This window comes from Tenacibaculum sp. AWR4_210, assembly GCF_056160945.1.
Genome location: NZ_JBSWYF010000017.1, coordinates 20,333 through 33,118, shown reverse-complemented (window position 1 = coordinate 33,118; position 12,786 = coordinate 20,333). Strand labels below are relative to the sequence as shown.

Here is a 12,786-nt window from a genome sequence, read left to right as displayed (position 1 = left end):
TCCGAACAGAGAAGTTAAGCCCATTAGCGCCGATGGTACTGCCACTGGTGGGAGAGTAGGTCGTCGCCTTTCTTTTAAAACCTCATTACATTCGTAGTGAGGTTTTTTTTATGTCAAAAAATATTGAAAACATATTTTTGTAAGGTATACAAAACCACTACGACGCTTTATTAGTAAAGAAAAGTGTTCTTTCAAATAAAACAGCACTAACCAAATCAAAATTTAATGAATCAGACTGATATTACTGAAGTAGTGTTGGAATGCATCTTGTTGGCTTTCCTCTTCATTGTAATTTTTTCTTTACTGGGTAAAAAGAAGCTGTTTAACACTCCTAAAAGCTGGTATTTCTTACAAACGTATTTTATAATACTCGTCTTGGAATCGATAGATCGTATTTATCATGTAGAGCACGGAGTGTATCTCCTGGATGAAAGCTATACTAACTTTTCGTTTGCAGATACCTTTTTCTTTTTGTTTTTGGCAGAAAACAATTTGATTCAAAAAAAATACTTTAGGACAATAATCATAGCGTATATACTACTGATAAACTTATTTTATCTAAAAGCATTTAGATGGTGGTTTCTCACTATTGACTACATTTTTAATATCGCTTTATTGATTTATGTTTTTAGGGCTTTAAATAAGTATTTAAAAGGGAAATCAAAGAGGTTTCTTATAACCAATCGCTTCATCACGAATTTTTCCTACGTTATATTATTTTTTATGGCGTTTTCTTACGTGACCTCGTTTTCTGTAAATACGCTACAACTATTTGTAACAAACTATCAGGACTACGCGAATAGCATAAATATGGTAATCGTTCCTTTTTGGCTAATTACATTTTTGTATTTATTGCAATTTAAGGTAAGTTTTAGGTTCCGTGAAGTGAGTTCGTTCTTTTCATTAAAAAAGAAACCTAGAAGAAATGTTGTTCGTTTCACCGAAACTGAAGCGGAAACTTATAAGCTGGTGGTTCGTCATGTTCTGGAAAAAAAGAGCTATTTGAATTCCAAGTTGAATTTAGAATCACTTGCTATTGAAGTGGGGGTTAATGAGAAGTACTTGTCCAAGTTGATCAACCATTTTGCAGCCACCAATTTTAACGACTTCATCAATAAATTTCGATTGGAAGCGTTTAAGCAAAATTTAGAGAAAGAGGAGTTCCAAAATTACTCGATTCTCGGAATGGCCTTAGAAGCTGGGTTCAGTTCCAAATCGACCTTTTACAAAGCCTTTAAAAGGCATGAAAGTATCAGCCCTAAAGAGTATATAGAACGCGGTGTTTCCGTTAGTAATTTTGATAAAGAGTAGGGAAAAAGTTCCTCGATCGTTTTTATAGAATACGCATTACATTCATTTATGACTAGAATATCGTTTTTAAATTTACTTGAGATTATAAATATCATTTTTCTCGGAATGATTATGGTTATAACAATTAGTAATCGAAGTCAGTTTGATAGCAGGCGAGCAAGGCTGTATATGTTTTTGTATTTCTTTACTTTTTTCGTAGAGGCCATTGATTACTTGTTGCCAAAAGGAATTTTGAATTTCTACGAGTTTTCATTTTGCGATGTGTTTACCTTTTTGTTTTTTATTGAAGTTTTCAAACTCCCAAAAGTTCATAGCTACGGAATTGTCGGATTTAGTATTGGTGTAAACCTATTGTATAGTAAAGAATACGACGTGGTGCTAACTGCGGCTGATTTGCTGTTCAACTTGGGGTATTTGTTGTTTTTCTTATGGATTTTGTGGAACAAGGTAGCTAGGGCATCCAAACGATTTATAGTATTAAACCGCAATTTTATCTTGTTTCTGACGGTGTATTTAGTGGGAACGTTTATTTTTTACAGTTTGGTCATCGCAGAGACGCTATTGTTGGGATTTAAAGACGGTGATTTTTATTATTTTGATATCGCGTATTCATCGGCGCAGTTGTTGGTTTTCTTGTGGAGTTTTCAGTTTTTGATCTTTCAGAAGCCCCTTTTGTTTTTTCGATTACCACGTTTTATAGCTCCGGCCGCTGAGTTTAGGAATACAGGAGAGAAGGTAGTAAAAACATGCCCTAAAGAGTATCGAGAGTTTCAACGTATTGTACACCAAATAAAGCGAGAACACTTGTTTAAAAATTCTAAGTTGAGCATTCGTGACCTCGCTATTACGGTTGGAGTTCATTCAAAATATTTATCCAAATTGATTAACCAATTTACGGAAGGAAATTTCAATGATTTTGTAAATAGGTTTCGCGTCGATTATTTTAAGGAAGGTATTGATGCTACTACTTATAAAAACTTTTCTATTTTGGGGATGGCACAAGATGCTGGCTTTAATTCAAAATCGACCTTTTACAAGGCTTTTAAGAAATTTGAAAATTGTAGCCCGAGTGAATATATTAAGTCCAAAGCTGCATAGCAATTTTGTAATGGTACAGTGCTTTTAAATCGCTGTTTTATGATTTTCATGATACCGTTCACTTTCCCAATCAGCTGTTCGCAGTGAATGTTCACCGAGGTAATAGTATACTTCTTTTTGGAACTTTCCAAGCAGCGATGCTAGAGGTATTGATCGTTGTACTAAGGACGAATAGAATACCCACCGAGATACCTTTTATAAAATCAACCGTTCCCTGCTTTGAGCCTATTTTAGGCTTGCACAGCTGTTTTGAAACACGCCGTACTGCGGTGGTTACTATGAAATATGAATTACATTAATTAGAGCAAACTAAAAGACGTCTTAACACAACTGTTTGATGGTGAGTTTTTAAAGTTTTTTTGTGGTTGTGAATTGGTCTCAAATTCGGATTTAGGATAGGTATTATGAAACACCTATCGCACTGTAATCCTAGTTTTGCCCGTTCAATTAAACTAGAAAACAATGAGAAAATTAGTCGTAGTCGTATTTATGTTAGCAGGAATAACAGTGATGGCTCAGAAAGTAGATTTTGGTGTAAAGGCCGGGCTGAATATAGCAAATTACAGCAGCACCAACCAGCCGAGTAATTTGAGTTCAAGGCTGGCGTACCACGTTGGTGTCCTTGCTGAAGTAACCGTAAGTACTGTTTTTTCGGTACAACCAGAAATCGTCTTTTCTAGCCAAGGTGTTACCAATAGTTTGGGGAAGGATGAGGCTACTGGTAAATATCAGTACTTGAATATTCCTCTAATGGCAAAATACTATATCTTCAGAAATATCAGTGTCGAAATGGGACCTCAAATCGGGTTTTTAACAGCGGCAACTATTACCGTGAAGGATGCACAAGGTAAAGAGGCGGATATTGACGTGAGTAAAGCTTTAAATACGGTTGATGCTGGGATCAATTTTGGTTTGGGGTATAAATTAACCAACGGAATTAATTTTGTGGCTCGTTATAACTTAGGTTTAACGAATATTTCCAAAGCAAGGAGTACGAGTATTAAACAAGGGGTGATTCAGTTATCATTAGGATACAACTTTTAAGGCTTGATCAGATAAGGGGCGCCATTTGGGTTATACGGAACAGTATGTTTTGTCATAGAGCTCTCGTAGGTGGTTATCGCAATAACTAGTTACGAGGCTTTTGCATTGGGGAAAAGCATACGTGTTTTAGAAGCTCTTGAGCAGCAAAATTACGCATTGCTTCTCGGCATAGCGTACCGTCGTTAGAAAGTATCTTTTTTTGTACGAGAACTTGTATAATGTTTTTAAAAGGTTTCGAACCTAAGGTATACGAATTGAAGCGAAGGTCTTGTTTGGCAACGTAGAAGGAAATATACGAGTTGGGCCTTACAGAAATGGAACCATTGAAATTCTCAGAGATATAAATGAGTTCGTCTTCCGTATTTAAGGTATACACAAAGAGCTCACTTTGACTGCTGCTTATATCGTAGTGGTAGCTCGCTCGATTATTAATATAAATGACACCAGCTTCCAAGGCTACTTCTTGACCTTTGACGGAGGTGGTAGCAAATAGGCAAAAGAGCAAACTCATAATAATAGAGGTACGGACTAGCATAGCAATATACAGGTATTGTTTAAATAACTAAGGTAACAAAAGGAGAGTAAAGCGCAAAAAAAAACCGAAACACAAGTTTCGGTTTTGAGCGGGAGACCGGGTTCGAACCGGCGACATTCAGCTTGGAAGGCTGACGCTCTACCAGCTGAGCTACTCCCGCGGTAAAGCTTTTACAATTACAGACTTTAAAAAAAATTGAGCGGGAGACCGGGTTCGAACCGGCGACATTCAGCTTGGAAGGCTGACGCTCTACCAACTGAGCTACTCCCGCGGGTAAAGTCTTTGTAATTGCTTACTATGTATGTTATTTGAGCGGGAGACCGGGTTCGAACCGGCGACATTCAGCTTGGAAGGCTGACGCTCTACCAACTGAGCTACTCCCGCGGTAAAGTCTTTGTAATTGCTTACTATATATGTAATTTGAGCGGGAGACCGGGTTCGAACCGGCGACATTCAGCTTGGAAGGCTGACGCTCTACCAACTGAGCTACTCCCGCAGTAAAGCGGTGGCAAAGATAAAACCTTTTCTTGGATTGGCAAGTGTTTTTTTAAGTTTATTTTAAGCTAATTTTTAGGTTAAGGGATAACTCTCGTTAAATCAAAAAGTTATTGGGTGAGCTTTTTTTAGGTAAATTTTCATTTTATGAAACGAGGTGGAATATACACCAATTTTTGAGCTGTATTAAGAGATGATAAACTCGAAGAGTTGTAAAATAAAAAAGCAACTTCTGGTGTGAAGCTGCTTGGGTATTTAATAAAACTCATTGTCCTCTCGGAGTATTTTTACGAAATGAAATCCAAAAATTTCGAATCCTTCATTGTAGTAGAATTTGTGAGATTTCCTGTTTCCGGTGTAGGTGTTGAGTTCAATAGCTTCGCAACCTTTTTCTTTTGTGTATTCATAAATCCACTCGAAAAACTGTTTTCCTATTTTTTTCCCTCGGTATGAAGCGTCAACTACTACGTGGTCGGGCTCCACGCTTTTTCCGACGTAATGACGCACGCTGTACCAGAGTCCGGAGATCGCAATGAGTTTTTCGCCGTCATAGGCTCCTACGCATTCGTAGTTGGCATAGCCGACCATTTCGTGTAATCGCTGTATTAAAATGGCTTCTGGAGTTGTGGTGTTTACCACTTTTAGTAGGGGGAGTATCTGAGTAATTTCTTGATTGTTAATAGGTTTGAAGTGTAGGTTCATTGAAGACTAAAAATTATAATAGGGTTATGAAAAGAACTATGCGTTTTTCTTGTAATTTTGGAAGAAAGTTACTGCTAATTATTGTAAACATGAAGAGTTCTATTAAAAAAATATCCGCTGAAGCTACCTATGAAATTCGAAAAGAAGTACTTAGGAAAGGAATCGATTTGCCCTTTACTTTTAAAGAAGATTCCTTTGATACTACGCTGCATTTAGGTGCTTTTGTCGATGAAAAATTAGTGGGGATTGTCAGTTTAATAGCGAGTGCTAATCCGGAATTTGACATCGAGCAATATCAATTGAGAGGAATGGCTACTACAGTGGAGGTTCGAGGACGTGGATTCGGAGCATTATTGGTTGCTAAAGCCTGTGAATTACTTAGAGCTCAAGGAATAACCGTTTTGTGGTGCAATGCGAGAAAGGAGGCCACTAACTTTTATAAAAAATTAGGTTTTAAAGTAACAGGTAATGAATTCACTGTTCAAAAAGTAGGGCCTCACTATAAAATGTTTATTGAGTTATAAGTGGTTAAGGCCTAGCCTTAATTCGTTTGATACCATCAAATAAAAACCAACTCGCAAACAGTCCTCTTACTAAGCCAAACAGCCAAACGTTCTCCGTTTGATAGTTTAGAAATATTCGATACGATGCGGGTTGTTGTAATAAATTAAGCACCGTTGCAAGTGCAATCATAACCCCTATAAAAATATAGAGGTAAGGGAGTATTTTAGTCATTTAAAATAGGAATTTTAATTTGGTATACTTTTCTAGTTTTATTTTTTAAAAAGGTTTCACGCAACCACGGATTGACTAATTTCAGGTCTTTGTAGGTAACGTCGAACTTTTTCGCAAAACTCGCGATGTTTACGATAGCTGTATCCACGCGTACAGGATAAGTTTTAACGGGTTTATAAAGATCTTCTTTATCGAAAACGAATCCGTATTTTGCAGGATTAGACATAATTTCTTTAAGAGCGAGAATTCTAAAAATATACCTCGATGTTTCTTGGTTGAGCAACAAATCGTAGTAATCTGATACTTGCTGTTGAGCGAGTCGCTGAGAAATACGACCTCTACCAGCATTGTACGAAGCTGCTGCTAAGGTCCAAGAACCGAATTTGTTCTTAGCACTTTTTAGGTATTCCGCGGCTACTTTGGTAGAGAGTTCTAGATTGTAACGTTCGTCGACATTACGGTTTACTTCCAGTCCGTATTCGCGTCCGGTTTCTGGTAAAAAATGCCAATAACCTGCAGCTCCTTTACTCGAAGGAATATTGATAAGGGCGCTTTCGGCGACACATAAATATTTGAAATCGTCAGGTAAACCGTACTTTTCTAACAAGGGTTCAATGATGGGGAAAAATTTGTGAGCTCTTTTAATAAGGAGAATACCATTGGATTGCCAATAGGTATTGACCAGGAGTTCACGATCCATACGTTCCCGAATATCCGGACGGTTTAGTGGTACCAATTCACCGGCTAAATTCATGGTTTTGGGTAGTTTAACGGCCCTTATTTCGTAGTTTTCTGCCACGCTTTTTACAACGGGCTCTTTATCTTTACTAATGGTATTTATCAAAAGTGTAGCCATGCCGCCAATGGCCGCCACGGCTAGTAATCGTAGTGGTTTCCTCATGCTCCTTCAATTTAACTGTTCACGCCCTAAGTTAGCAAAAAACATTGCTTTTCTAAAATTTTTGATATGGTTTTTGCTTTATTTAAGATCATGATATGGGTTCCACTTTCAATCAAGATTGCATTGTCGATATTTTTTACTGGGAATATCTCATCCTTGTTTCCGTGAATGTGCACGATATCAGGAAGTTGTTCAGTTTGCGACCAATGCAATACATTGTAAATGGCCCAATCTAAGTAGCGCTCGTCTCGAAAGGAAAGATATAACTTGTAAAGCTCAGCTCGTTTTTTTAGGTAGTCGTTAAAAAAGTATTTCTCATAATCTTCAATATGTGAAACCATTTTTGACGGAAAAAGTTTATAGGCTTTTGTTTTCTGAGCTAGTTTAAGGCGCGTAGGCAATTCTTTATTTGATTTGATACTCGAAATAATAACTACTTTTTTTGTAGTGATCAACTTGCTCATTTCTTGCACCATTACCCCACCAAAAGAAACCCCAACTAAAATGGGGTCGGGGTGTTGTATTTGGGCACACATTCGCGCTGCGTATTCCGATATACTTTCTCGTGGAGTAGCTGGGAGTATCCAATTCAGATAATGCAATTCAAATTTTGATTCGTCTAAGTCGAGGTATTCAAAAATTTTGGTACTCGCAGCGAGTCCGGGTACAAAATAGATAACGTGTTTTGGCATTAATTAAAATATTTTCGCTGTAATAGCAGTCCTTCAGTATATTCGTGTAAAGCAATTAATGGATCCGGAATATCTTTCCAAAGGCGTATTTGAACCTGCTGATTTCTAACTTCTATAAAAGTACTGGATAAATCAGTAATCTTTGGGTCGTCGTATTTCTTTTCCATAGTGATGGCTTCCGTGGCGCTGAGGAGTGCTAGCAATTTATTCAACTCTTCATTTGTAAGTTGAAAGGTACGATTTCCTTTTTCAGTCACAAAATCGTCACCTTGATATTTTGCAGTTCCGTCTTTAAAAATACGAAATGTATAGACGGGGCAATCTCCGAAACACGAAGTTTTGCGTAAACTAATAAGGGTGTTTTTTGTTTCGTTAACGAGCTTTTCTAGTGTGCCTTTGGTTTGAGGTACTACTGTACTAAATTCATTACTTTGTAACAGGCGTTGCATCCAAGTTTCTCGCTGCCCATTAGGAGTAACTACGAGAGCAATACTTTTGTATTCTGGAGCTAAAGGGTTTGCTTTCCAGGTCAATCCACTATTGGTAATCAGCGCTTTTGCATCTTCTAAAGAGCTCCCAGTTTTGAGTTGTACTACGAGATTATTCGTTGTAGAAGGAGTAGTTTTTTCTAGGGGTTGTGTAGTTTTTGTTCCCTGTGGTGGTATGCTTTCTTCAGGATGTTCTACTGGCTTGTTTGGAGTTTCTTTTTTACTCGGAGTAATACAACTGCAAAAAAGCAGCAGTGCGATGGCAAAAATTGAATGTTTCATGATGTTTTTGATTGCTTGTTAGCGGGAACATGCCCGTCTTAAAATTACATCAATTTTTGCCGTCGTACAAATAGTTCATTCAGAACTAGCTATCGATTAAGAAGTGGATTAGACGAATTCAAATCGTACCAAACCATCTTCGTCAATTTTTGTAAGAGTTACTTCATGTAAGGTGTTTACAAGAGCTGGATCCCAAGGAGTTTTAACTTTTACGTAATTTTCTGTGAATCCGTGAATATACCCTTCTTTGTTTTCGCTTTCAAACAAAACAGTACGTTGTGAACCAAGTTGACTTTCGTAAAAGGCACGGCGTTTTTTAACAGACAACCCTCGGAGCATTTTACTGCGCTTGGTACGCACGTTTTTTGGAACAATACCATCCATCAATACCGCTTCCGTATTCGGGCGTTCCGAATAGGTGAAAACGTGTAAATAAGAAATGTCGAGTTCGCTCAAGTAATTGTAGGTCTCTAAAAACAGCTCATCGGTTTCTCCAGGGAATCCTACAATGACATCCACACCGATACAGGCGTGTGGCATGGTCTTCTTAATTTCAGAAACTCTGCTCGTATAGACCTTTTTCAAATAACGACGCTTCATCTTTTTTAAGAGTGTGTCGCTTCCCGATTGTAAAGGAATGTGAAAATGGGGAACAAAAGTATTTGAGTTCGCAACGAAATTTATGGTTTCGTCTTTGAGTAAATTCGGTTCAATAGAGCTAATTCTCAAGCGGTGTATTCCCGCTACATGATCCAAGGCTTGAACGAGCTCTAAAAAGGTGTGTTCGTGTTTCTTGTTTCCGAATTCTCCCTTTCCGTAATCACCGATATTTACACCGGTCAATACGATTTCTTTAATGCCTTTCGCAGAAATCTCAGCAGCATTTTTTAGCACATTGGCCAAAGTGTCACTTCTCGATATTCCTCGTGCCAGTGGAATGGTACAGTAGGTACATTTGTAATCACAACCATCTTGGACCTTTAAAAAAGCACGGGTACGATCACCGATAGAATAAGAACCGACATAAAAGTCTGCATCTTCTATTTCACAAGAATGCACTTCACCAATTTCGTTTTTTTCTAAATCGTTGATATAACTCGTTACGTTGAACTTTTCCGTAGCTCCCAATACGAGGTCCACGCCATCAACCGCAGCGAGTTCTTCAGGTTTTAATTGCGCGTAACATCCGATTCCGATGACAAAAGCACTATCGTTTTGTTTTAATGCCGATTTTACAATCGTTTTGAATCGTTTGTCGGCGTTATCGGTAACCGAACAAGTATTAATCACATAAACATCTGCTTTTTCTTCAAACTCTACACGTTCAAAGCCCTCGTTGACAAAATTACGGGCTATTGTTGACGTTTCCGAAAAATTTAGTTTACACCCCAATGTGTAAAAGGCTACTTTTTTATCTACATTCATGCTGTTCTGTTTACTTAATAAAAATCAAAAACGTTGCATAAGTCTTTAATTTTTTAGAAGTTCGTATCCACTAGTGCATTAGATTCTGGACTACTGGAATAGAAAGTGCAAAAGTACTTAAATTATGGAAATTTTTGAAACGGAACGATTATTAGTTAGGTTTCTGGAAAGTAGTGACTTAGAGGGGCTGCATGAAATGCAAAGCAACCCAGAAGTAATGCAATACGCTACGGGAAATGTAAAGACCTTAACTGAGCACGAAAAAGAACTTGCAAATTTAATAGCCAAATACGAGGTGCCTAACAATGATTTTTGGGTCTATGCTGTGGTAAACAAAGAAAGTAAGGAGTTTGTAGGGACTGTGGCACTCATTAAAGATGGTGAAGATGATGAGTTGGGCTATCGCTTTATACAACGTTATTGGGGACTGGGCTATGCGTCTGAGGTGTGTGGAGGTCTGATAGCGTTAGCAAAAGAACGAAGCATTCCAAAGTTGATAGGCTATGTAGTCGATGTAAATATTGCATCGTCGAAGGTGCTTGTCAAATACGGTTTTACTGCGGTAGGACAGCAATTATGTGAAGACATAGGATTACCTGAAACTAAATACGAACTTATATTATGACCGATAAAGTAAGAAGTGTACCGTATTATGCGGTTATTTTTACTTCCCAGTTAACTCAAGAAAACGAGGGATATGAAGAAATGGCTGAACAAATGGTCGCTTTAGCAAAGGCACAAGCCGGCTTTTTAGGGATGGACACTGCTCGCTCAGCATTGGGAATTACCATTTCGTATTGGGAAAGTTTGGAAGCCATTAGCAGTTGGAAGCAACACTCAGCCCATATGATGGCTCAGGAAAAAGGAAAGAATACCTGGTATCAGCAGTATGAGGTAAAGATTTGTAAAGTAGAACGAGAGTATTCATTTAATTCATTACGATAATATGTACGCGGTATTGACTAAGATTTTACGTAAGGTGTTCAAAGAACACACAATATTTAAGTACGGATTTAATATTTCTCCCATGTATCGGAGATCAACCGGTAGGGTAATAGCTGTGACGGAAGACTTGTTGACGGCGAAGGTTAAAATTCCTTTGAGTATAAAAAACAGAAACTACGTCGGATCTATTTTTGGCGGGAGTTTATTTTCGGCAACAGACCCTGTGTTTATGATTCAACTCATCCATATTTTGGGAGATGCCTATGTGGTTTGGGACAAAGAGGCTACCATACGCTTTCGCAGACCTGCAAAAACAGATGCTTATGTGGTGTTTTCATTCAGTGAATCTGAAATTGAAACTATAAAAAAAAGGGTAGCGGAAGAGCGAGAAATAGACCTAGTCAAGGAAATAGAGATAACGGATACGTCAGGGGATATTGTATATGCCCAAGTTGTTAAAACAATTTACATTGCAGACAAAGAATACTACAAAAATAAAAGAAAGACTAGGAAAGCTGTCTAGCATCGGGAGTTTGATATTGCTGTTGAGCTGTTCTAAAACAGTAAAAAAGTATGATGATACAGCGGTTTTTCGTTATAATGAACACGCGAATATAACTTCGTTAGATCCGGCTTTTGCAAAAGATCAACGCAATATTTGGGCAGTACAGCAGTTGTTTAACGGTTTGGTTTGCCTGAACGATTCTTTGGAAGTGGCTCCTGATATCGCTAAGCGATGGGAAGTGTCTGAGCAAGGAAAGCGCTATACTTTTACTTTAAAAAAAGGAGTCTTTTTTCATAAGCATGCTGCTTTTGGAGCGTCGGAAACCCGTGAAGTTCAAGCGGCGGATTTTGCCTATTCTTTTGATCGTTTAATGGACCCTAAAGTAGCCTCTCCGGGGCGTTGGGTGTTACAGCAGGTAGCTGACTACAAGGCGGTGAATGATAGTACTTTTCAAATTCGTTTAAAGCAGGCGTTTCCACCTTTTTTAGGTTTGTTGGCCATGAAGTATTGTTCAGTGGTTCCAAAGGAAGTGGTGGCGCAAGAGGGAGACGAATTCCGAGCTAACCCCATAGGTACAGGACCTTTTTATAAGAAACTTTGGGTAGAAAACACCAAGTTGGTACTCCGTAAGCACAAACAGTATTTCGAAAGGGATTCTGTGGGGCAACAACTTCCGTATTTAGAAGCTGTCGCCATTACATTTTTACCGGACAAACAGAGTGAATTTTTACAGTTTATTCAAGGGAAGCTCGACTTCATGAAAAGTTTGGACGCCTCCTATAAAGACGATTTGCTGGCCCCTGATGGGCAGTTAAAAGAAAAATACCGCGCAGCGATAACTATGCAAACGGGCGCCTATTTAAATACAGAGTACTTGGGCTGCTTTGTAGAAAAAAATAGAGGAGGAGCCATACAATCGAAGAAAATTCGACAGGCAATCAATTATGGTTTTGACCGCGTTAAGATGATTCGTTTTTTGAGAAATGGAATTGGAAGTCCAGCGGTACACGGTTTTGTTCCGAGAGGACTGCCTTCGTTTAACGGACAACGCGGATATGATTACCAGCCTGATAAGGCACGGGAACTCGTTGCGGCCTATAAATCGGAAACTGGTGAACAGGAAGTAAAAGTAACGGTGACGACAAATAGCAATTATCTAGATATTTGTGAATATATTCAACGAGAACTGCAAAAGGTTGGAATAGAAGTAGCTGTTAATGTTGTGCCTCCTTCGGCCTTACGACAGGGAAAAGCGAATGGTAAACTACCTGTATTTCGCGCGAGTTGGATTGCCGATTATCCGGATGCCGAGAATTATTTGTCCTTGTTTTACAGTAAAAATTGGAGTCCAAACGGACCGAACTATACGCATTTTTCAAACGATACGTACGATGCATTGTACGAGAAAGCCATTCGAGAACCGCGAGCAGAAGAACGCTACCTCTATTATCAAAAAATGGATAGTATCATTATTGATGAAGCACCAGTGATTCCGCTGTATTACGATCAAGTAGTACGTTTTACACATAAGAATGTAAAAGGGGTTACGGTCAATCCTATTGATCTGTTAAAGTTAAAACAGGTTTACAAGCTTCCCAAGTAAGGGAGGGGAGGAGTAAACCTCCAAA

General features: G+C 38.4%; 15 protein-coding genes, 4 tRNA genes and 1 rRNA gene. 9 read left to right on the top strand and 11 right to left on the bottom strand.

Annotated elements, in window-relative coordinates; translation table 11 throughout:
• The 4 genes from rrf to ACXAG7_RS19430 all read left to right on the top strand — a co-directional run.
• A 5S ribosomal RNA gene (gene rrf / locus ACXAG7_RS19445) occupies positions 1 to 72 on the top strand; the annotation flags it as partial.
• A gap of 651 nt (positions 73 to 723) precedes the next feature.
• Positions 724 to 1,311, top strand: a complete 588-nt coding sequence (locus ACXAG7_RS19440) for a helix-turn-helix domain-containing protein (protein ID WP_476667848.1) — start codon at positions 724 to 726, stop codon at positions 1,309 to 1,311.
• 48 nt (positions 1,312 to 1,359) lie between these two features.
• Entirely contained in the window at positions 1,360 to 2,409 is a 1,050-nt protein-coding gene (locus ACXAG7_RS19435) for a helix-turn-helix domain-containing protein (protein WP_476667847.1), read from the top strand.
• A 462-nt stretch (positions 2,410 to 2,871) separates the two neighbouring features.
• The gene (locus ACXAG7_RS19430; protein WP_476667846.1) at positions 2,872 to 3,453 is read left to right on the top strand and encodes a porin family protein; all 582 of its coding nucleotides are present in this window, start codon (positions 2,872 to 2,874) and stop codon (positions 3,451 to 3,453) included.
• An 85-nt stretch (positions 3,454 to 3,538) separates the two neighbouring features.
• On the opposite strand, the gene ACXAG7_RS19425 is transcribed toward ACXAG7_RS19430, so the two are convergent.
• From ACXAG7_RS19425 to ACXAG7_RS19400, 6 genes are all read right to left on the bottom strand, one after another.
• A complete protein-coding gene (locus ACXAG7_RS19425; protein ID WP_408044624.1) occupies positions 3,539 to 3,988 on the bottom strand; it encodes a hypothetical protein in 450 nt (149 codons plus the stop codon).
• A gap of 87 nt (positions 3,989 to 4,075) precedes the next feature.
• Positions 4,076 to 4,148: transfer RNA gene (locus ACXAG7_RS19420), tRNA-Gly, on the bottom strand.
• A gap of 38 nt (positions 4,149 to 4,186) precedes the next feature.
• Positions 4,187 to 4,259: transfer RNA gene (locus ACXAG7_RS19415), tRNA-Gly, on the bottom strand.
• Positions 4,260 to 4,299: 40 nt separating this feature from the next.
• Positions 4,300 to 4,372 (bottom strand) — tRNA-Gly (locus ACXAG7_RS19410).
• A 39-nt stretch (positions 4,373 to 4,411) separates the two neighbouring features.
• Positions 4,412 to 4,484: transfer RNA gene (locus ACXAG7_RS19405), tRNA-Gly, on the bottom strand.
• 254 nt (positions 4,485 to 4,738) lie between these two features.
• Positions 4,739 to 5,185, bottom strand: coding sequence for a GNAT family N-acetyltransferase (locus tag ACXAG7_RS19400; RefSeq protein WP_476667845.1), 447 nt, complete (start codon positions 5,183 to 5,185; stop codon positions 4,739 to 4,741).
• A gap of 26 nt (positions 5,186 to 5,211) precedes the next feature.
• On the opposite strand from ACXAG7_RS19400, the gene ACXAG7_RS19395 reads away from it, so the two are divergent.
• Positions 5,212 to 5,709 carry a GNAT family N-acetyltransferase gene (locus ACXAG7_RS19395; RefSeq protein ID WP_476667844.1) on the top strand — a complete coding sequence of 166 codons (498 nt, stop codon included), beginning with the start codon at positions 5,212 to 5,214 and terminating at the stop codon, positions 5,707 to 5,709.
• Between the two features lie 4 nt (positions 5,710 to 5,713).
• Here the strand turns inward: ACXAG7_RS19395 and ACXAG7_RS19390 are convergent, their stop codons facing one another.
• The 5 genes from ACXAG7_RS19390 to mtaB form a co-directional block, all read right to left on the bottom strand.
• The gene (locus tag ACXAG7_RS19390; protein WP_408044621.1) at positions 5,714 to 5,920 is read right to left on the bottom strand and encodes a hypothetical protein; all 207 of its coding nucleotides are present in this window, start codon (positions 5,918 to 5,920) and stop codon (positions 5,714 to 5,716) included.
• Complete coding sequence (locus tag ACXAG7_RS19385) at positions 5,913 to 6,821, bottom strand: lytic transglycosylase domain-containing protein (RefSeq protein ID WP_408044620.1); 909 nt, start codon at positions 6,819 to 6,821, stop codon at positions 5,913 to 5,915. Before ACXAG7_RS19385 ends, ACXAG7_RS19390 begins: the two co-directional genes overlap by 8 nt.
• A gap of 26 nt (positions 6,822 to 6,847) precedes the next feature.
• On the bottom strand, positions 6,848 to 7,513 hold the full coding sequence (locus ACXAG7_RS19380) for an alpha/beta hydrolase family protein (protein WP_408044619.1): 666 nt from the start codon (positions 7,511 to 7,513) through the stop codon (positions 6,848 to 6,850).
• The gene (locus tag ACXAG7_RS19375; RefSeq protein WP_476667843.1) at positions 7,513 to 8,283 is read right to left on the bottom strand and encodes a DUF6438 domain-containing protein; all 771 of its coding nucleotides are present in this window, start codon (positions 8,281 to 8,283) and stop codon (positions 7,513 to 7,515) included. The genes ACXAG7_RS19380 and ACXAG7_RS19375 overlap by 1 nt, the downstream gene beginning before the upstream one ends.
• Positions 8,284 to 8,391: 108 nt before the next feature.
• A complete protein-coding gene (gene mtaB, locus ACXAG7_RS19370) occupies positions 8,392 to 9,708 on the bottom strand; it encodes a tRNA (N(6)-L-threonylcarbamoyladenosine(37)-C(2))-methylthiotransferase MtaB (RefSeq protein WP_408044617.1) in 1,317 nt (438 codons plus the stop codon).
• 124 nt (positions 9,709 to 9,832) lie between these two features.
• On the opposite strand from mtaB, the gene ACXAG7_RS19365 reads away from it, so the two are divergent.
• From ACXAG7_RS19365 to ACXAG7_RS19350, 4 genes are read left to right on the top strand one after another with little or no spacing between them, the layout of a single operon-like run.
• Entirely contained in the window at positions 9,833 to 10,333 is a 501-nt protein-coding gene (locus tag ACXAG7_RS19365; protein ID WP_408044616.1) for a GNAT family N-acetyltransferase, read from the top strand.
• Positions 10,330 to 10,653: an antibiotic biosynthesis monooxygenase family protein gene (locus ACXAG7_RS19360; RefSeq protein ID WP_408044615.1), complete on the top strand. Its 324-nt coding sequence runs from the start codon at positions 10,330 to 10,332 to the stop codon at positions 10,651 to 10,653. Before ACXAG7_RS19365 ends, ACXAG7_RS19360 begins: the two co-directional genes overlap by 4 nt.
• A gap of 1 nt (position 10,654) precedes the next feature.
• Entirely contained in the window at positions 10,655 to 11,176 is a 522-nt protein-coding gene (locus ACXAG7_RS19355; RefSeq protein WP_408044614.1) for a DUF4442 domain-containing protein, read from the top strand.
• Positions 11,124 to 12,761, top strand: a complete 1,638-nt coding sequence (locus tag ACXAG7_RS19350; RefSeq protein ID WP_476667842.1) for an ABC transporter substrate-binding protein — start codon at positions 11,124 to 11,126, stop codon at positions 12,759 to 12,761. The genes ACXAG7_RS19355 and ACXAG7_RS19350 overlap by 53 nt, the downstream gene beginning before the upstream one ends.
• The last annotated feature ends 25 nt before the right edge of the window (positions 12,762 to 12,786 follow it).